Origin of the sequence: Stenotrophomonas sp. TWI169, from assembly GCF_039674705.1 — a bacterium.
GTDB lineage: Bacteria > Pseudomonadota > Gammaproteobacteria > Xanthomonadales > Xanthomonadaceae > Stenotrophomonas > Stenotrophomonas maltophilia_P.
The window spans coordinates 1-19972 of record NZ_JBDJOB010000036.1 but is presented as its reverse complement, the minus strand read 5'-3'; the positions used below and the strand labels follow the sequence as shown (position 1 = coordinate 19972).

General features: G+C 67.9%; 16 protein-coding genes. 9 read left to right on the top strand and 7 right to left on the bottom strand.

The genetic code is table 11. The annotated features are described in order from the left end of the window. Window positions 1-104: 104 nt before the first annotated feature. The 5 genes from ABE543_RS18165 to ABE543_RS18145 form a co-directional block, all read right to left on the bottom strand. A complete protein-coding gene (locus ABE543_RS18165; RefSeq protein ID WP_253118421.1) occupies window positions 105-2144 on the bottom strand; it encodes an FUSC family protein in 2040 nt (679 codons plus the stop codon). A 3-nt stretch (window positions 2145-2147) separates the two neighbouring features. Then, the gene (locus tag ABE543_RS18160; protein ID WP_346475986.1) at window positions 2148-3599 is read right to left on the bottom strand and encodes an efflux transporter outer membrane subunit; all 1452 of its coding nucleotides are present in this window, start codon (window positions 3597-3599) and stop codon (window positions 2148-2150) included. After that, window positions 3596-4513: an HlyD family secretion protein gene (locus ABE543_RS18155; RefSeq protein ID WP_053517256.1), complete on the bottom strand. Its 918-nt coding sequence runs from the start codon at window positions 4511-4513 to the stop codon at window positions 3596-3598. Before ABE543_RS18155 ends, ABE543_RS18160 begins: the two co-directional genes overlap by 4 nt. Then, the gene (locus ABE543_RS18150; RefSeq protein WP_053517257.1) at window positions 4510-4719 is read right to left on the bottom strand and encodes a DUF1656 domain-containing protein; all 210 of its coding nucleotides are present in this window, start codon (window positions 4717-4719) and stop codon (window positions 4510-4512) included. The genes ABE543_RS18155 and ABE543_RS18150 overlap by 4 nt, the downstream gene beginning before the upstream one ends. A 105-nt stretch (window positions 4720-4824) precedes the next feature. Further along, entirely contained in the window at window positions 4825-5280 is a 456-nt protein-coding gene (locus ABE543_RS18145; RefSeq protein WP_065174050.1) for a MarR family transcriptional regulator, read from the bottom strand. Between the two features lie 627 nt (window positions 5281-5907). Between ABE543_RS18145 and folE the strand changes: the two genes are divergently transcribed. From folE to ABE543_RS18125, 4 genes are all read left to right on the top strand, one after another. After that, complete coding sequence (gene folE, locus ABE543_RS18140) at window positions 5908-6519, top strand: GTP cyclohydrolase I FolE (RefSeq protein ID WP_004141296.1); 612 nt, start codon at window positions 5908-5910, stop codon at window positions 6517-6519. Between the two features lie 112 nt (window positions 6520-6631). Continuing rightward, complete coding sequence (locus ABE543_RS18135) at window positions 6632-8101, top strand: DUF3375 domain-containing protein (RefSeq protein ID WP_053520046.1); 1470 nt, start codon at window positions 6632-6634, stop codon at window positions 8099-8101. Further along, window positions 8088-8789, top strand: a complete 702-nt coding sequence (locus ABE543_RS18130) for a DUF4194 domain-containing protein (protein WP_053520047.1) — start codon at window positions 8088-8090, stop codon at window positions 8787-8789. Before ABE543_RS18135 ends, ABE543_RS18130 begins: the two co-directional genes overlap by 14 nt. Window positions 8790-8805: 16 nt before the next feature. Further along, window positions 8806-12186: an SbcC/MukB-like Walker B domain-containing protein gene (locus ABE543_RS18125; protein WP_065176260.1), complete on the top strand. Its 3381-nt coding sequence runs from the start codon at window positions 8806-8808 to the stop codon at window positions 12184-12186. 105 nt (window positions 12187-12291) lie between these two features. On the opposite strand, the gene ABE543_RS18120 is transcribed toward ABE543_RS18125, so the two are convergent. Next, window positions 12292-13071, bottom strand: a complete 780-nt coding sequence (locus ABE543_RS18120; RefSeq protein ID WP_111186866.1) for a TSUP family transporter — start codon at window positions 13069-13071, stop codon at window positions 12292-12294. Between the two features lie 81 nt (window positions 13072-13152). On the opposite strand from ABE543_RS18120, the gene ABE543_RS18115 reads away from it, so the two are divergent. From ABE543_RS18115 to ABE543_RS18095, 5 genes are all read left to right on the top strand, one after another. Further along, on the top strand, window positions 13153-13545 hold the full coding sequence (locus ABE543_RS18115; RefSeq protein ID WP_180876259.1) for a YchJ family metal-binding protein: 393 nt from the start codon (window positions 13153-13155) through the stop codon (window positions 13543-13545). 84 nt (window positions 13546-13629) lie between these two features. Further along, window positions 13630-14901, top strand: coding sequence for an ergothioneine biosynthesis protein EgtB (egtB, locus tag ABE543_RS18110; protein ID WP_111186867.1), 1272 nt, complete (start codon window positions 13630-13632; stop codon window positions 14899-14901). Further along, window positions 14898-15872 carry an L-histidine N(alpha)-methyltransferase gene (egtD, locus tag ABE543_RS18105; protein WP_197601401.1) on the top strand — a complete coding sequence of 325 codons (975 nt, stop codon included), beginning with the start codon at window positions 14898-14900 and terminating at the stop codon, window positions 15870-15872. The genes egtB and egtD overlap by 4 nt, the downstream gene beginning before the upstream one ends. 85 nt (window positions 15873-15957) lie before the next feature. Then, window positions 15958-18123 carry a lytic murein transglycosylase gene (locus tag ABE543_RS18100; RefSeq protein WP_346475985.1) on the top strand — a complete coding sequence of 722 codons (2166 nt, stop codon included), beginning with the start codon at window positions 15958-15960 and terminating at the stop codon, window positions 18121-18123. After that, window positions 18120-18677 carry a DUF2628 domain-containing protein gene (locus ABE543_RS18095; RefSeq protein ID WP_065176257.1) on the top strand — a complete coding sequence of 186 codons (558 nt, stop codon included), beginning with the start codon at window positions 18120-18122 and terminating at the stop codon, window positions 18675-18677. Before ABE543_RS18100 ends, ABE543_RS18095 begins: the two co-directional genes overlap by 4 nt. On the opposite strand, the gene ABE543_RS18090 is transcribed toward ABE543_RS18095, so the two are convergent. Next, entirely contained in the window at window positions 18674-19864 is a 1191-nt protein-coding gene (locus ABE543_RS18090; RefSeq protein ID WP_065182158.1) for a benzoate/H(+) symporter BenE family transporter, read from the bottom strand. The genes ABE543_RS18095 and ABE543_RS18090 overlap by 4 nt on opposite strands. Window positions 19865-19972 lie beyond the last annotated feature (108 nt).

Here is a 19972-nt window from a genome sequence, read left to right as displayed (position 1 = left end):
GTTACGTCTTTTAACGGTGGTGTGGTGGGGGCGACTGGCGGCGGGGATGCGCGGGGGTCTTGGGGGTTGCTTTGGTAGCGCGGGGCTTTGCCCGGCGGATCGCATCACATGGACGGCGATTCAGCATCCGCCAGCCCCGGCGCCAACGCTTTCGCCTCCGGGAACAGGGCGAAGCGCAGGCCCACCAGGCCCATCAACGCCTCGTCGCGTGCCTTGCAGGCCGCCACGCTGCCGACCCGCCCCAGCGAGGCATCCAACCGCTCGCGCAGCGTCTGATCGGCGGTGATCGGCCGGCGTGCCGCGACCTGGCGCCGATAGTGCGCGGCAATCTCCTGCAGGATCTGCTCAACGGCCTCGCGGCTGCGGTCGGGCAGTTCCAGCCGGGCACGCCGCAGCTGCAGGATGTTCAGGCCGATGCGGGCTTCATTGAGCATGTCCACCGACGCGATGTCGCTGCCTTCCGGCGTCGCCGCCAGCCGGGGGGCCAGCAGCCCGAGCAGGTCGAGCATGCGCGCGGCGAAGCGCTGCCTGTCCTGCTGTCCGCGGCCTTCGGCCGCTTCCGCCAGGGTGGTCCAGCCTTGCCGGACCAGCCGCCGCGCGGTCCATTCGGCACCTACCGAGCGGAACAGGCGGGTCATCACCACCGCAAAGCCGATGCCGATGAACATCGCCACTGACGAGTTCACGAACGTCTGGATGTTGGCGCTGTAGGTGTTCTGCAGGCTGAGCAGCGCGGCCAGATTGACCGTCAGCGGCAGCGCAAACAACGCACTCTTGGGGTGGTGCAGCAGCAGGCCCAGCGGCAGGAACGCCACCGCCAGCACCAGTGCCAGCAGTCCGAAGTCGTGAACGGCGGGGAATACACCGAACAGGTACACGCCTGCGACCAGCGAAGCCACCATCGCCCACACCAGGAACGAGACCATGCTCGGTGCCGGATCATCCTGTGCCGCGAAGAAGGCCGCCGTCACCGCAGCCATCATCGCGCCGTTGCCACCGCCTTCCCAGCCCAGCGCGATCCACAGCACGCAATAGCCCATCAGCGCCACGCCGGCGCTGAGCGCCGAGAACAGCGCCATGCCGTAGTCGACGTGCCTGTCGGCCGCGACCCGGTCGGTGCGGATGCGATAGTGCGCGCGGTCCAGCGGCGCGTTGCCGTGGTCGATCGCCTGCTGCAGCGTGCGGCAGTCCTGCCACAGGTCCACCAGCTCTTCCAGCCGCAGCAGCAGGCTGGCCAGCTGCAGGTGCTGCAGGTCGCGGTCCACCTGCGGCTTCACTGCGCTGATGCGCGCACGCAGGCGGGCGTAATCACTGGCACTGGCCGGTTGCTGCAGCCATTCGTGAATGTCGTCGATCACTGCCGGCAGCCCATCGGGCAGCGACTGGCCATTGCTTCGCAGCGCACTCAGGCGATCGGCAATGGAGGAAAGCACCGGCAACAGCAACAGCATGCGCTCGCGCAGCCGCTCCATGGAGACCGCCGCGCCGGTGTGGCGCGGATCATCGCGGCGCAGGAACTCGATCAATGCCTCGAACTGCACCAGATCGGCGGCCAGGCGGTTGCGCGGTGCATGCGCGCGGCCTCGCTCCAGGATCTGCCGGCACCACTGCGCCGCATCCTCCATCCAGGTGCCGATGCGTGCGCGCAGCATCGGCCGCACCGAAGCCGGGAACAGCAGCGAGGCGAACAGCACCGCCACCACCGTGCCGAGGATGATCTCCTCGCTGCGTGCCACGACCGTGTCGAAGATCGTCTCCGGCGAGGTCACCGCGGGGAAGCCGATGAAGGCGGTCGTATAGCCGGCGAGCAGGAAGGCATAGCCGCGCGGGCCGCGGTTGAGCAGGGCCAGGAACAGGCAGCCGGCCAGCCAGAACGACATCGCCGCGCTCAGCAGCAGTGGGGTTTCCACCAGCGCGGGCAGGACCAGCAGTGTGGCCAGGCCGGCCACCAGGGTGCCGACGATGCGGTATACGCCCTTGGCGCGGGTTGGTCCCAGCAGCGGCTGGCTGACGATGTAGACCGTACCCATCGCCCAGTACGGGCGCGACAGGTTGCCGGCCATGGCGATGTACAGGGCGGCGATCGCGGCCAGGTAGGTCTTGATCGAGAACAGCCACGCCTGGCGATCGGTCACGGCGTTCATCACTTAGTTCGCCGTGGCCCGTGGAGCGGCCGTCGCCTGCCAGCCACCGCCGAGCACCAGGAACAGGTGGATCTGATCGCGCGAGACCTGTGCTTCGGCCGCGGCCAGTGTGGCATCGCTGGTGGCCAGGCTGCGGTCGGCGTCCAGGCTGGCAAGGTACGGTGTCCGCCCACCCTGGTAAAGCCGGCGGTTCTGCTCGGCTGCCAGCGCGGCCTGTTCCTGGGCGATGCGCAGCGACTGCAGGCGGCGCAGGTCCTGTGCGTAGCGGTCCAGAGCGGTCTGCGTCTCACGCAGTGCCTGCAGCACGGTGTGGTCGAACTCGGCCAGCGCTGCATCGGCGCCCGCTTCGGCAGCGTGGATGCGTGCATGGCTGCCCGATGACGGCAGCGTCCACGAGATCAGCGGCCCGATCGACCACTGCTGGGTCATGGGCTGGCCGAAATCTTCCAGCAGGCCGGCGGCGCCGATCGAAGCCCCCAGACGGATGTCCGGATAGAGTTCGGCAGTAGCCACGCCAATGCGCGCGGTGGCCGCGGCCAGCCTGCGTTCGGCCTGGCGCACATCCGGACGACGCTGCAGCAGCGCACGGCCATCTCCGACCGGCAGCGGTTGCGTCAGCGACGGTGCCTGTGCGCAGTCGATCACCCCGGTCGGCAACTGGCCGGGGGTCTGGCCGAGCAGGGCGGCCAGGGAGTACGCCGCCGCCGAGCGCTGCGCGCGCAACGGCGGCAACGCGGCCTCCAGCAGGGCGACCTGGGCATTGGCACGGGCCAGTTCCGGCGGCGTGCCGCGGCCGGCCGCGATCAACCGCTCGGTCACCGAGCGGCCGCGCTGCTGCAGCTGCAGCGAATGCTCGGCCACATGCAGTTCGTGATTGGCGTGGCAGATCTCCAGATAGCTGTCGGCCACCTGTGCGACCACGCTGACCTGGGCCAGGTCGCGCGCCGCAGCGACTGCCTGCTCGTCGGCCCGCGCCGCTTCCGCACCGCGCTTGAGCTTGCCGAACAGATCGAACTGATAGCTGACCGCGAACTTGCCATCGGCCAGGTTGATCACCGGCAGTTCGTGTTCCTGCAGGAACGATTCGGCCGACAACTGCGCGCGGCTGACGCCGGCCTCGGCCTCGTACTCTAAGCCACCGGCGTCCAGTGCCTGTTCGTACACGGCCGCCGCGCGGCGCAGGTGGGCATCAGCGGCTTTCAACTCAACGTTGTCGCGCAGCGCCTGGCTGATCAGGCCGTCCAGCACCGGATCGTCGTACAGCGACCACCAGCGCGCCGGCAGCGGCTGGCTGGCGGCGATCTGCGGGTTCTGCGTATCGATGAACGCCGCATTCGCCTCCGGGCGCTTGAATGCCGAGCCTTCCGGTAGTGCATAGTCGGGACCAACGGTCCTGCACGCGGCCAGGCTGGCCAGTGCGACGATCAGGCCGAGGCGGGACAGTGCGGTATTCACAGGCGGCCCCGCGTCGGCGTGGGGCCGGCCTTGCTGTCATCCGCGCGGCGGCCGGTATCCACCGTCACGGTGGCGGTGCGGCCGGCGATCAACTCAACACCCGCGGGAAGATCATCGATGGCAATCCGCACGGGAATGCGCTGCGCCAGCCGCACCCAGTCGAATGCGGGTGTGACGTTCGGCAACAGGCTGCTGCCGTTGCTGCGGTAGCGGTCCTCGATGCCGGCGGCGATGCTCTCCACATGTCCCTGCAATGGCCTGGATTCACCCATCAGGCGGATGTCCACGCGCTGCCCGGGCACCACACCCTGCAGGCGGGTCTCCTCGAAATAGCCATCGATGCGGAATGAGCCGGTATCCAGCAACGCCAGTACCGGTTTGCCGGCCACCACGTAGTCTCCGACGCGCAGCGTACGGTCGTTGACCCGGCCGTCTGCCGGTGCGCGCACTTCGGTGCGGCCCAGATTGAGTTCGGCCAGATCGACTGCGGCCTGTGCCGTGGCCAGCGCGGCCTGTGCGGCCTGCAGCTTGGCCCGGCGCACTTCGGCGTCCTCGGCAGCGACGAGGTCCTGCAGGCTGCGATCACGACCGATCTCGCGCTTCAGCTGGGCCACCGACGCCTGGCGCTCGGCCAGGCTGGCCTGTGCCTGCTCCAGTGCGATGCGGTAGCGCGCACGGTCGACCACGAACAGCAGGTCGCCCTTCTTCACCGCCTGGTTGTCGGCGACGTTCACCGTCTCCACCAGGCCGGACACATCCGGCGCCATCTGCACCACGTCCGCGCCGACATGGGCGTCACGGGTCCAGGGCTCGTCCATGTAATAGACCCACAGCTGGCGCAGCACCAGCAGCGCGACGATCACGGCGGCACCGGTGAGCAGCACCGGCAGGGACTTCTTCACGATCTTGTTCACGATTGCATCCAGCGCAGAAGGTGGAAAAGCAGGCCCAGCACGATCCCGTACAGCGCCAAGTTGAACAGCGCCGGGTGCCAGACATGGCGGTAGGCACCGGCGCGTTGCAGCAGCGCGTGCAGACCGCTGTTGAGCAGATAGGCCAGCAGCATCAACCCGAGCAGGGTCGGGACGAACACTCCGTGGAGACTGAATTCACCAGGCATCGGTAGGGCAGGGCAGATGGGGGAGGGGAGGAACAACGGCACAACAACAACGGGTGACAGCCGCTGGCGTGGCAACGGCAGCGGCAGCATCCGGGGACATCGGTCTCACGTGATGCGGTCGGCGGCCTCGGCCAGCAGGCGCCATGCCTTCAGCACGGCGTGCAGTTCATCCATGGAAAGCGCGCCGAACACGTCCTGACGCAGGTCGATCAACTGATCTTCAAGTTCCTGCACCAGGGCTTGGCCGGCCTCGGTCAGCCACAGCAGGTTGGCGCGACGGTCGCTTGCATCACTTTCACGGCGGACCAGGTCGCTGGCACAGAGCTTGTCCAGCAGGCGTACCAGCGAGGGGCCCTCCATGCCCAGCTGCTGGGCCAGGGCGACCTGGCGGATGCCGCCGCCGGAGCGGCCGATCATCAGCAGGGGCATGGTGCAGGCGGTGGAGATCCCGTAGCTGCCCAATCGGCTGTCGGCCAGGCGCTGCCACTGCCGCCCTGCATACAGCAGGCCGGAGCTGAGCTGCATCTGCAGCACGGTGCGCTCGTCGAGGGGGCGGTCCATAGATAGATAGGATACTACTAATTTCATTCCTATCAATAGGTTTGCTGAATGGGCGCCCCATTGCGGTAGCGCCGGGCCGTGCCCGGCGAGCGGCATGGGGCCCGTCCACAGAGCCCGCCGGGCATGGCCCGGCGCTACCGCAGCACGTTCCGGAGCCATGAGCCTCGGCCCTCGACCCCGACTGCCGGGGCGCGATGAACCATCCCCACGGGACGACCCACCCCCGGTCCTCCGCCACCCGCCCCACATCCCGCGAACGCGGTGGGTGGGCTCCTTAAAGGCAAGAGCAGAAGCAGTGCGGACCAACGGTCCGCACCCACCAGGGCAGCGGCGCGCCGCTCCCGAAGCCATGAACCCCCGCTTTTGACCCCGCTTTCGGGGGCCGACCGCGCCAGCAGGACATTGTCGGAGAGGGGAGGGGCAGGCCGGGCAGGACCGTCCACGGCATGGATGCCGTGGCCGAGCCTACAGGGACGTACTTGCGGCGTGTCCTGCCCGGCCTGCCCCTTCCCCCTCTCGCTCAGCAGCCACGAGGCGCCGGAAGAACCCCCGATGAACCATCCCCCCGGGACGACCCCCCCCCCGGTCAGGTACGATGCTCGCCCCCCGTTCGGGACGCTGTACGCAATGAGCAAGAACAACGAAAAGGCCGCCCCGCAGGGCGACGTGACCCAGGACCAGGCCGAGGATGCCGTGCGCACCCTGCTGCGCTGGGCCGGAGAGGACCCGTCCCGCGAAGGCCTTCTGGACACCCCCCGCCGCGTCGCCGAAGCCTACGGCGACTGGTTCAGCGGTTACCGCGATGACCCGCGCGCCTACATGGAGCGGACCTTCGAGGAAGTCGCCGGTTACGACGAACTGATCGTCCTGCGTGACATCGAGTACGAAAGCCACTGCGAGCACCACATGGCGCCGATCATCGGCCGCGTGCATGTCGGCTACCTGCCGGCCGGCAAGGTGGTGGGCATCAGCAAGCTGGCGCGCGTCGTCGAGGCCTATGCCCGCCGTTTCCAGGTGCAGGAAAAGATGACGGCGCAGATCGCCCAGTGCATCCAGGACGTGCTGCAGCCGATCGGCGTCGGCGTGGTCGTCGAAGGGGCCCACGAGTGCATGACCACCCGCGGCATCCACAAGCGTGGGGTCAGCATGGTCACCTCCAAGATGCTCGGCAGCTTCCGCGACGATGCGCGTACCCGCGCCGAGTTCCTGCGCTTCATCGAAGTGGGCGGCAAGCGCTGAGCCGCTTCTCCCCGCACCGCCGGCCCATGGTGGCCGGCCTGCCCACGGCTGTCCCCGCGACGGCCGTGCGTGGCTGCCCGCAGCCGCCTGTCTTTCCCGATCCCCTCGCTGCATGAAGCATCGCGAACGCATCTCCCGCTACCGTCACCTGCGCGAACAGCCCCAATGGAAGCTGCTTGCCGCCGACCACGCGCCCGAAATCATCGGTCTGCTGCAGAGCCTGCTGATGGACGGCGAACGCACCTTGCCGTCCTCGGTGCTCAACGAGCGCCTGCAGCGCGCGCTGGACCAGCTCAATGGGGACGAACTGGCCCGTGACCTGCCGCGCACGGCGCAGGCCTACATCGCACACTGGCTGTCCCAGGGCTGGCTGGAGCGGCGGCTGCCCGAGGGTGCCGACCAGGAGCAGTACGAACTGTCGACCCAGGCCCTGCAGGCGATCCGCTTCGCCGACAGCCTCGAGCAGGCGCGCGTGGCTGCCACCGAGAGCCGCCTGGCACTGGTCATCGAACAGCTCTCGCAGCTGGCTGCACAGACCGAATCCGACCCCGACGCACGCCTGTCTGCGCTGCGCGACGAGCGCGACCGCATCGACGCCGAGATCGCGCGGGTCAGCGCCGGTCGTGTGGTTGCCCTGGACGGCAAGCGTGCACTGGAGCGCGCCCGCCAGATCATCGGTCTCGCCGACGAGCTGACCGAAGACTTCCGCCGGGTGCGTGACGGCTTCGAGCAGCTCAACCGCGAGTTCCGCGAGCGCATCATCGACGACGAAGGCGAACGTGGCGATGTGCTGTCGCAGCTGTTCGAGGGTGTGGACGTGATCGGCGAAAGCGATGCCGGCCGCAGCTTCCAGGCATTCTGGCGCCTGCTCAATGATGCCGAGCAGAGTGCGCAGCTTGATGCCGCGCTGGAAGCCGTGCTGGCACGGGGCTTTGCACGCCGCCTGGATCGCAACGAGCGCAACTTCCTGCGCAGCTTCACCAGCACCATGCTTGAACGCGGCGGCCAGGTACACGATGTCCTGCAGAATTTCGCGCGCAGCCTGCGCGGCTTCGTGCAGAGCCGCGGTTATCTTGAACAGCGTCGCCTCAATCAGCTGCTCAAGCAGGCCCAGTCCGAAGCGCTGGCTCTGCGCGACGAGTTCCCGGCCCAGCGCACGATTGGCCGTGACCTGCAGTTGACGACCAGCCGGCTGCGCTCGTGGTCGCAGTGGAAGCTGCACGACCCCCGCAGCGCCCAGGTCGATGGCAATGTCGAGTACAACGACGCGGCCAGCATCAGCCTGGAGAGCGTCGGTGATCTGGTGGCCTCGTCCGAAATCGATTTCCGCACCCTGCGCCGCGACCTGCACGACCTGCTCGATGCACAGCCGCGGCTCAGCATCGCCCAGGCGCTGTCGCAGCGCGAAGCGCCGCAGGGCCTGGGCAGCGTCATCGGCTACCTGTCGCTGGGCACGCGCTTCGGCAGCGTGGTCGCTGGCGAACAGGAGCTCGCCGAATGGCGTGGCGGCGACGGCCAACTGCGCCGCGCACGCATCCCGCTGGTTTGGTTCACCCAGGAGAGACGCCATGAGCTGGCATGAAGACCCCATCGAAGCACCGTCTGCCGACCAGGCCGAGGACGCCTACGAGGCCGAGCCGGCGATGCTCGAAGCGCAGCCACGGCGCGGCAACAGCGTGTACTACCTGGGTGATACCGGCCGCCTGCCGCTGGATGCCCGGCGCGCGCTGTGCCAGCTGCTGATCGGTCCCAGCATCGACCAGCTGCGCCACGCCAAGCTGTGGCCGGCACTGGTCCGCAGCGAGGCGGGCATCCGTTCAGCGCTGTCCGACCTGTTCCTGGAACTGGTGCTCGACCGCGAAAGCGGTGTGGCATTCACCCGCCAGGCCGACACCGAAGACGTCGATGCACCGGTACTGCTGCGGACCTCGCCGCTGACCTTCATTGACTCGGTGCTGTTGTTGTTCCTGCGCCAGCAGCTGGCTGAGGCCGACGCGCGCGGCAACCGCGCGGTGGTCGCCGACGCCGAGATGGCCGAAGCACTGGCCATCTACGAGAAGAACCTGTCCACCGACCGCGCCGGCTTCAATCGCCGCGTTGCATCGGCCGTGCAGAAGATGAAGGACAACCACATCCTGACCCGTCTGAGCGGCCAGGACGACCGCCACGAAGTCTCGCCGGCGCTGAAGCTGCTGTTCTCCGCCGAAGACGTGTCCCAGCTTTCGGCAGTGTACCGCCAGCTGCGCGAAACCCCGGCCGCCGAAGCCTGAGAGACCCGAACACCGCATGGCCATTTCCAAGCACACCCCCGCCCTGTTCAATGAAGGCCTGCCGGACCCGCGCCTGCAGCAGTTCCGCATGCGCCGCCTGCAGGTGCACAACTGGGGCACCTTCAACGGCCTGACCGAAGTACCGATCGCCGAGCGTGGCTTCCTGTTCGTCGGCCGTTCCGGCTCGGGCAAGTCGACCCTGCTCGATGCCATGTCCGCGCTGCTGACGCCGCCGGCAATCGTCGACTTCAACGCGGCCGCACGCGAGGCCGAGCGCAGTGGCCGCGACCGCAACCTGGTGTCCTACGTGCGCGGCGCGTGGGCCGACCAGCAGGACAGTGGCACCGGCGAGATTGCCACCCAGTACCTGCGCAAGGGTGCGACCTGGACCGCACTGGTGCTGGAGTACCGCGCCGGCGACGGCCGCGTGGTCAGCCTGGTGCGCCTGCTGTGGATCTCCGGCAACGGCACCTCGGCCGGCGACGTGCGCAAGCACTACATGATCGCCGAGCGCCCGTTCGATATCGCCAAGGATCTGGGCGGTTTCGATCTGGACCTGCGCAAGCTCAAGCAGAAGCTGGCCGACGTCCACCACTTCGACACCTTCTCCGGCTATGCCGAGCGCTTCCGCGACCTGCTCGGCATCGACAACGAGATGGCGCTGCGCCTGCTGCACAAGACGCAATCAGCGAAGAACCTGGGTGATCTCAACGTCTTCCTGCGCGACTTCATGCTCGACACGCCGAAGACGTTCGACGCCGCCGAGCGCCTGGTGAGTGATTTCGCCGAGCTTGACGGGGCCCATCAGGCGGTGGTCACCGCCCGTCGCCAGGTGGAGACGCTGTTGCCGGCGCGCGCCTATTACGCCGATCTGAAGGAAATGCACCGGCAGCGCGGTGACGACGAGGCGCTCAAGCTGGGCGTCGACAGTTTCCGCGAGAGCCGCCGTCAGGCGCTGATCGAAGCGCGCCTGCGCGAGATGGACGTGCGTGACCGTGGCCTGCTGGGGGAAGAGGCGCAGCGCCGCGCTGCGCTGGACAACCACAGCGAACGCCTGGCCGAGCTGGAACTGCAGCGGCGTCAGCAGGGCGGCGAGCGCATCGAAGAGCTGGAGCGTGAGCAGGGCCGCGCCGAAGCCGAGCGCGATCGCCGCAAGGCCAAGCGCGACCAGGCGCAGGAAGCCGCACGGAAACTGCAGGCCGAACTGCCCGACGATGCCCATGGCTTCGCCGAACTGGTCGAGCGTGCGCAGAACGAACTGCAGGATCGCCAGCGCGCTTCGGCCTCGCTGGACGACGCCATCAGCGAGCGCCTCGGTGGCAAGCGCGATGACGAGCGTCGCTTCGCTGAAGTACGCCTCGAACTTGACGCGATGCAGCGCACGCCCTCCAACATTCCGGCGCCGATGCAGAAGCTGCGTGCACGGTTGGCGGAAGAGACCGGCATTTCCGAGGTGGCGTTGCCGTTCGTCGGCGAGCTGATCCAGGTCCGCTCCGAAGAACAGGGCTGGCAGGGTGCGATCGAACGCGTGCTGGGTGGCTTCGCGCTGTCGCTGCTGGTTGACGACAAGCACTACAACGCGGTTGCCGACTGGGTGAACCGCACCCACCTCGGCATGCGCTTCACCTACTACCGCGTGCGCCGCAACGACGAGGCGTTCGCCCGCGAACCATCGGCGAAGTCGCTGCTGCACAAGCTGGAGCTGCGCGACCACGTGTTCGAGAGCTGGCTGCGGCGTGAGCTGGGCAAGCGATTCGACTACGAGTGCGTGGACGCCAGACAGCTGCGCAACGTCGACCGCGGCATCACCCGCGAAGGCCAGGTCAAGCATCCGGGCGATCGCTTCGAGAAGGACGACCGCAGTGCCGTGGGCGACCGCCGTCGCTGGATTCTCGGTTTCAACAATCACGACAAGGTCGGTGCGTTCGAACGTGAGGCGCAGGAACTGGCCAAGCGCATCGCCAGCTGCGAGACCGATATCGCGAGCCTGCGTGGCCAGCGCGATCGTGACAACGAGCGCCGCCTGGCCTGCCACGAGCTCGCGGGTATCCAATGGAACGAGATCGACGTCGCCGCGCCCCAGCAGCGCCTGACCGACATCGAAGCCAGCCTGCGCGACCTGCGCGAAGGGAATGCCGACCTGGCCAGGCTGGCACAGCAGATCGACGCCGTGCGCGCCGACATCGAGCAGGCCCGCCGCACCTATGAGGATGTCCGCGTCGAGCGCGGCCAGCTGGTCCGGGAACGTGACCGCCTCGACCGCGCGCGCCAGCAGAGCCGCGCGCTGGTTCTGCCAACGCTGGCCGAAGCGCAGGAGAGCGGCCTGGCAGAGCGGTTGCAGCAACAGGGCCCGCTCAGCCTGGAAACGCTGGAAGCGCACATGCGCCAGGTCAGCAACGCGCTGAACGAACAGTTGTCGTCCTCGCAGCAGGACCTCAACCGTATCGAAAACCAGCTGGTCGGCTGCTTCCGCCGCTTCATCCAGCAGTGGCCGGAAGAATCCGGCGACTTCACCGCATCGGTGGCGTCGGCCGAGGACTTCCTCGCCCGCCTCGACCGTCTCGAACGCGATGGCCTGCCGCAGCATGAGGAACGCTTCTTCGATCTGCTGCAGAACCAGAGCAAGAACAACCTGCTGGCCCTGCAGCGCCACAGCGCCGAGGCTCGCAAGTCGATTGGCCAGCGCCTGGACGAAGTCAACGCCAGCCTGGAGCAGGTGCCGTTCAACCGGGGCACCCTGCTGACCATCGAATTGAGCGACCGCCGGCTGCCGGAAGTGCTGGAGTTCCAGCTGCAGCTGCGCGAAGTGCTGTCGCAGCAGCAGACCGAGCAGCGTGAACTGGCGGAGTCACAGTTCACCGTGCTGCGCCAGCTGGTCAACCGCCTGGGTTCGCAGGAAGGTGAGGACAAGCGCTGGCGCGAGCTGGTCCTGGACGTGCGCATGCACGTGGAGTTCATCGGCGTCGAACTCGATGCGGAAACGCGCCAGCAGGTCGAGATCTACCGCAGCGGCGCCGGCAAGTCCGGTGGCCAGCGGCAGAAGCTCGCCACCACCTGCCTGGCCGCAGCGCTGCGTTACCAGCTCGGCGGCGCTGACAGCCAGCTGCCCAGTTACGCGGCGGTCGTGCTCGACGAGGCCTTCGACAAGGCCGACAACGAGTTCACCGCGCTGGCGATGAACATCTTCGACAACTTCGGTTTCCAGATGGTGGTCGCCACGCCGCTGAAGTCGGTGATGACCCTGGAGCCCTTCATCGGTGGTGCCTGCTTCGTCGAGATCAGTGGCCGCCACGATTCGGGCGTGCTGCTGATCGAGTACGACGAAGAAGGAAGGCGCCTGAAGCTGCCCGAGCGCAGCCGCCAGCAGGCCAATGAACCGGAGGAAGCCGAAGCCTGACCGCCTCGGGCAATCCACCTGTAGAGCCGAGCCATGCTCGGCTGCTCTTCGCGACCTGAAACAACGTGCCAACCAAGGTTGGCACCTACCATTTCATAACGTCCCTCACGAACCGCGGAACGTATCCCACGCCATCCGCGCGATCAGCACCACCACCAGGCCCACGAACAGTTTGCGGATGAACGGCGTGCCGCCTTTCAGCGCCAGCCGCGTGCCGACCACCGAACCGATGATGTTGGCTATGGCCATCGGCAGCGCGAACAACCACAGGATGTTGCCGGTCGGCACGAAGAACGAGATCGCCGCCATGTTCGTCGCCAGGTTCACGACCTTCGATGCGGCCGACGCACGCAGGAAGTCCAAGCCGAAGAAGCGCACGAACAGGAAGATCAGGAAGCTGCCGGTGCCTGGCCCGAAGAATCCATCGTAGAAGCCGATCGCAGCGCCGATCACCAGCGCGATGGTCAGTTCGCGCCGGCCGATCTCCTGCGGCCGGTGCAGCGCGCCGAAATCCTTCTTCCACAGGGTGTAGGCCAGCATCGCCACCAGCAGCACCAGCACCAGCGGCCGCACGGCATCCTTGGGCAGCAGGCTCACCGCCGTGGCCCCGGCGAACGAGAACACGAATGCCGTGCCCGCGGCGAACAGTACCGGCTTCCAGGGGAACCGCACGTTGCGTGCATAGCGCCACGCCGCCGCCGCCGTGCCGAACATCGAACTGAACTTGTTGGTACCGAACAGCATCGCCGGCGTCTGCTGGGGCAGCACGGTGAACAGGCCGGGCAGCTGTACCAGTCCCCCTCCACCCACGGCAGCATCGACCAGGCCGGCAATGAAGGCGATCACCACCAGCCACCACAACTCGGGGGGAACCAGTTCCAGCACGGGGATCATTCAATGTGGGGGCGCGACAGCATACGCCTATCGCCGATGGATGCCCGACGTGACTCGAGCGACAATACCCTCATGAGCCGAAACCCTGCCGATTCCTGCCCCTGTGGCCTCGCCACGGACTACGCCGACTGCTGCGGCCGCTTCCATGCCGGCGAGCCCGCACCGGACGCCGAGCGCCTGATGCGCTCGCGCTACAGCGCGTACGTGCGTGGTCTGGCCGACTACCTGCGGGCCACCTGGCATCCGGCCACCCGTCCCGCCGAACTGTCACTGGACGAGGCGCCCGGCCAGCGGACGCACTGGCTTGGCCTGACCGTCCACGAGCACCAGGTGAATGGGCCCGACCATGCCGAAGTGCGATTCACCGCCCGCTATCGGGTGGGCGGCGGCAGTGCGGTGAAAATGAACGAGCGCAGCCGGTTCGAGCGCATCGACGGACGCTGGTACTACCTCGACGCGATCTGAACCGGTTACGCGACGGCATCGATGTGAACGGCGCGATGTCACGCCATGACGTTGCGCTCACCCGCACCGCTGGATGCTGGCTGCATGGACAGCGCTACCGTCGCCGTCGCTGCTCCGCAGCGTGAACTCGCCCACCGCTATGCGCAGACGCGCGCCCGCAGCGTGCTGCTGGCCGAACCGCTCAGTGCCGAAGATGCCATGCTGCAGAGCATGGCGGACGCCAGCCCGAGCAAATGGCATCTGGCGCACACCACGTGGTTCTTCGACCGCTTCGTGCTGGCCGGTCTATCCGGCGCACCGGCACGTGACCCCGCGTGGGACTACCTGTTCAACAGCTACTACAAGAGCATTGGACCGGCGCATGCCAGGCCGCAGCGTGGCCTGCTCTCGCGCCCGTCGCTGCAGCAGGTACTCGATTACCGGCAGCAGGTCGATGCACACCTGCTGACGCGTCTCCGCGACGGCGATCTTGACGATGAAGCCCTGCAGCATCTCCAGCTGGGCCTGCAGCACGAGCAGCAGCACCAGGAGCTGCTGCTGACCGACATCAAGCACGCGCTCTGGTGCAATCCACTGCATCCGCCCTACCGCCAGGACCTGCGCGCCGCCGTCAGCGTAGCCAGTCCGCTGGGCTGGATCGAATCTCCCGAGCGCATCGTCACCGTCGGCGCACCGGCGTGGCCACAACACGCCGCCTTCGCCTACGACAACGAATCGCCACCCCATCGCGTGCTGTTGCCGGCCCACATGCTGGCTGATCGACCGGTCTGCAACGCGGAGTACCGGGACTTCGTCGAAGCCGGCGGTTACCGCGATCCGCGCTGGTGGCTCAGCGAGGGCTGGGCTCTGCGCGAAAGCGAGGACTGGCAGCATCCCCTCTATTGGGATGACGCCCTCCAGCGCGAATACACGCTCGGCGGCTGGCGCGACCTCGACGCGCATGCGCCGGTGTGCCATCTCAGCTACTACGAAGCCGATGCGTATGCCCGCTGGGCCGGTGCGCGCCTGCCCAGCGAATTCGAGTGGGAGGCCGCCGCGACGTCGCAGCCGGTCGCCGGCCATTTCGCCGAGGACGATCATCTGCATCCTGCTGCAGCACAGGGCAGGGGACTGCGGCAGCTGTTCGGCGACGTCTGGGAATGGACCGGCAGCGCCTATGGCGCGTACCCCGGTTTCCGTCCGTTCGCCGGCAATCTGGGTGAGTACAACGGCAAGTTCATGTGCGGGCAGTGGGTCCTGCGCGGCGGCAGCTGTGCCACCCCGCGCGGGCATGTGCGCGCCAGCTACCGCAACTTCTTCATGCCACCTGCGCGCTGGCAGTTCTCCGGCCTGCGGCTGGCGAGGGATCTGCCGTGAGCACCGTACAGGATGCGCTGCAGGCGCTGACCGATCTGACGCCCAGCCGCGAGCAGATCCTCGCCGACACACTGGCCGGACTGTCGCGCACTGCGCGCCAGCTGCCGTCGAAGTACTTCTATGATGCGCGCGGTTCACGCCTGTTCGAACAGATCACCCACACGCCGGAGTACTACCCCACGCGCACCGAGCTGGCCCTGTTGAATCGGGTACTGCCGGATATCGCACGCGTGGTGGGCCCGCGCCTGCACGTGGTCGAGCTGGGCAGCGGCAGTGGTCGCAAGACCGCGCTGTTGCTGGCCGCGCTACAGGATCCCGTGGCCTACACCCCCATCGAGATCTCCCGGGCGGCGCTGCTGTCGAGCATCGATCACCTCGCTCCCGCGCTTCCCGACGTGGAAATGCTGCCGGTCTGCGCTGACTTCACCCGTCCGGTGGACGTGCCCGCACCGGAGCGCGAGCTCGCGCGGCGCCTGCTGTTCTTCCCGGGGTCCACGCTCGGCAACTTTGCCGGCGAGGACGCCCTCGCCCTGCTGCGGGCCATGCGTCAGACCATGGGTGACCACGGCCTGGCCCTGATCGGCATCGACCTGCACAAGGACCCCGCGCTGATCGAAGCCGCCTACAACGACGCCGAAGGCATCACCGCGGCATTCACCCTCAACCTGCTCGTCCGCCTCAACCGTGAGGTGGGCAGCGACTTCGATCTGGACGGCTTCCGCCACCGTGCCCGTTACAGCACCGAACGTCTGCGTATCGAGACCGATCTGGTCAGCCAGCGGGCGCAGGACGTCCACCTCGATGGCCGCACCTTCCACTTCGAGGCCGGTGAGGCGATCCGCGTCGAGTACAGCCACAAGTACACCGATGACGGCTTTGATGCGCTGGTGCGGCAGGCCGGCCTGCAGGTTGCGCAGCGCTGGGACGCTGACAGTCCAGCTTACGGCCTGCGGCTGCTGCGTACGCTCTAGAGAGGCCAACGGCCGGCAACCGCTTCAGCATCGCCGGTCGCTCAGCCTCTAGTATGGTGTCAGCACCGGCAACACGGAGGACGCCATGCCCACCCTGACCGCACTCGGCCTGGCCGCGGCACTGGCCGCGCCGTCAACGGCGCCCGACCTGACCCCGCCCGATCCCGCGTTCACCCGGTGTTTGGCACAGCTGCAGGCAACGGCAGCTACCCAGGGCATTGCCGCAGACCGCTTCGGTGCGATCACCGCCGACCTGCGTCCTGATCCCAGCGTGCTCGGCTTGCTGGATGCGCAGCCCGAATTCTCCACCCCGATCTGGGACTACCTGGCTGCACTGGTGGACCGCCAGCGCGTCGACGATGGACGGGCCATGCTGCAGCAGCACCGCGACCTGCTTGATCGCATCGCCGCGCAGTATGGTGTCGATCCGGTCACCATCGTCGCCGTCTGGGGCGTGGAGAGCGACTATGGCCGCGTATTCGGCAAGCGTCCGCTGCTGCAGTCGCTGGCGACGCTGTCCTGCGCCGGCCGGCGGCAGGCGTTCTTCCGTGGCGAACTGCTGGCCCTGCTCACGCTGATCGATCGCGGTGATCTGCAGGCTCAAGGTCTGACCGGGTCCTGGGCCGGCGCGTTCGGCCATACGCAGTTCATGCCCAGCACCTACGCACGCATCGCCGTCGACGGCGATGGCGACGGTCGCCGTGACCTGGTCGGCAGCATTCCCGACGCACTGGCGTCTACCGCCAACTACCTCAAGCGCGCCGGCTGGCGCACGGGAGAACCGTGGGGCATGGAGGTGCGTGTTGCCGACGGCTTCAATTCCAGCCTGGCCGGCCGTACCCAACGCCGGTCACTGGCTGAATGGCGTACGCAGGGCGTGACAGCGCTGGACGGCAGCGCGCTGGCTCCGGCGGGTCTGGCTGCCGACGCGCGGGCGGCACTGCTGCTGCCCGCCGGCATCAAGGGGCCGGCCCTGCTGGTGTTCCGCAACTACGATGCGATCTACAGCTACAACGCCGCCGAAAGCTATGCGCTGGCGATCGCGACGCTGGCTGATCGCCTGCGCGGCGGCAGCGGCCTGGCCACCGCCTGGCCGACCGATGACCCCGGGCTGGGCCGTGATGAGCGCCGTCAGCTGCAGACCCTGCTGCTGGCGCGGGGGCATGATATCGGTACCGCTGATGGCATGATCGGCACAGCCAGCCGCCGGGCGATCCAGGCCGAACAGCGCCGCCTGGGATGGAGCACGGCCGATGGACGAGCCGGCCAACGCATCCTGCGCGCGCTGCAGAGCGCGGCGCCGCCTGCGGTGGCCTCCACCCGCTTCACGCTTCCCAGCAACTACAGTGCCGTGCAGTCGCCGGCCATACGGAGTCGATCCAACGTGCAACAGATCCAGGGCGTACGCAGTGGCCAGTTCCAGGGGCTTGATGCCTGGCTGGTGGAAACCCCCCAGGCCACCGCAGCCATCAGTGTGTTCGGCGGCCAGCTGCTCTCCTTCGTACCCAAGGGGCAGCCCGATCTGCTGTGGCTTTCGCCACGCCGTGCCGCATTGCCGACCCCCATCCGCGGCGGCAGCCCGGTGTGCTGGCCGTATTTCGGGCGACAGGGGCAAGGCGACGATGTGCCCGCGCATGGTTTCGTGCGCACCCTGCCGTGGGAGCTGAAGGAGGCCCGCCGGCTGGACGACGGCAGCATCGAACTCGTATTGGCTCCCCCTGCATTGGACAACCTCGCTCTGCGCCTGGCCATGACCGTGCGCATCGGCCGTGAACTACGGCAGCAGCTGGTGACCGACAATCCTGGCACCGTGCCGGTGACGATCACCCAGGCGCTGCACAACTACTTCCGCGTGGGCGATGCCAGCAAGGTCGAAGTCGATGGCGTGGACGGGCTGGAGTATCTGGACAAGTTCGAGAACTATGCACAGGCGCGGCGCCAGCAGGGCCCGTGGTCCCTGCGCGATCCGCGCGACCCGGGCCGCAGTGACCGCATCTATACCGGGGCAGGTGGCCACTACGTCCTGCGCGATCCGGTGCTGAAGCGTCGCATCACGATCCGTACCGAAGGCAGCCGCTCGCTGGTGGCCTGGAATCCCGGCGCGGAAGCGGCAGCGAAGATGGCCGACGTGGGAGACGGCTGGCGCGATTACGTCTGTCTGGAAGCGGCCAATGCCGGGCCCGACGTGATCACCATCGCACCGGCCGGTCGCCACGTGCTGGTACAGACCTTGTCCAGCTCGCCACTGTGAGTGGACATCCCGCCACGGATGGCAATCCCTACGCTGCACCGGTTGCCGGCGATGCGCCGTCGAGCCTGGACGCCGCAATGGCGGTCTATGACCGTCATCCACGGCTCGCCCGCGTGGTGGCCGACAACTTCGCTGTCTATGCTGAGTTGTGGCGGCTGCGTCGGGATCCGCCGGGCTGGCCGCGTCCCTGGAACTGGGCCGCGTTCCTGTTCGATTTCAAGTGGCTGCTGTACCGGCGCATGTACGGCATGGCGGTGGCCTACGTCCTGATCAGCATGGTGGGGGGGGCCGCCATCGTGCTGGCCGGAATGGACGACGCGGCGATATGGGGGTTGACGTTGGCCTTGAAGATCGCAGTGTCACTGGCGGCCAATGCGCTGTATCTGCGCCGCTGCAGGGCGGTGATCGCCCGCGCCGAAGCCGCCGGCGCGGGTGACGGCGCACGCGTCGAGGCCTATATCGACCGGCGCAGCGGCGTCAGCCGGCTGGCCCTGGGCCTGGGCATCGCGTTCAGCGTCGCACTGCAGGCGTTGGACCTCTTCGGCGGCGCCTAGCTGCGGGGCTCACGTGGCCGCAGGACCAGCAGGCACAGCGCGCCAGCGACCAGCCCCCAGAAGGCGGAACCGATACCCGCCAGCGACATCCCCGACGCAGTGACCAGAAAGGTGACCAGTGCCGCCTCGCGGTCGCGCTCCACCGCCAGTGCGCTGGCGAGGCTGTTGCCGATGGTGCCGAACAGTGCGATGCCAGCCACGCAGGCCACCAGCTCCCGCGGGAACGCGGCGAACAGTGCGGCCACGGTGGCGCCGAACAGGCCGATGACGATGTAGAACACACCTGCCGCCATCGCCGCGGTGTAGCGCCGGGCAGGATCCTCATGGGCATCGCGGCCCATGCAGATGGCTGCGGTGATCGCGGCCAGGTTCAGCGCATAGGCACCGAAGGGGGCCAGTACCGTGTTGACCACGCCGATCCAGCCGATCAGCGGCGATACCGGGGCGTCGTAGCCGGAGGCGCGCATCACGGCGACGCCGGGAATGTTCTGCGAGGCCATGGTCACCACGAACAGGGGCAGGGCGATGCCTGCCACGGCAGTCCACGACAGGGAAGGTGCCACCCACTGCGGGACCGCCAGCTGCAACTGCAGCTGCTGCGCGTGCAGCAGACCGCGGCTGGCCGCGACCGCGATGCCAACCAGCAGGGTCGCGATCACGGCGTAACGCGGGAACAGGCGCCGGCCAGCCAGCCAGGTCGCGAACATCGCCAGGGCAAGTACCCTCTGGCTGTCCATTGCGACGAACACATCCAGGCCGAAGCGCAACAGCACACCGGCCAGCATGCCCGCCGCCAGCGCCATCGGCACACGTTGCATGAGCCTGGCGAAGATACCGGAGAAGCCGGCCAGCATTGCCAATGCCGCAGCAAGCAGGAACGCGCCTGTCGCCTCGGAGAGCGAAGCGCCGCCGACGCCCACCACCAGCATCGCGGCGCCGGGCGTCGACCACGCGGTGACCACCGGTACCCGATAGCGAAGTGACAGCCCGATGCAGGTCACGCCCATGCCCAGTCCCAGCGCCCACATCCAGGATGCGATATGGGCCTGATCGGCACCGACCGCCTGCGCGGCCTGGAACACGATCACCGCCGAACTGGCGAAGCCCACCAGTACGGTGATGAAGCCGGCGACGATCGCCGGCATCGATAGATCCCGCCACCATCCGTGGCGCACCTGCGTACTCATTGCCTGCTCTCCCGTGTGCATCCCTGCATTGATAGCGCCTGAGGCGTGGGGGCGGGGCGCCCAGCGGGGACCCACCACGGGCCGAAACAGAAGGAGCACGCCCCGGCC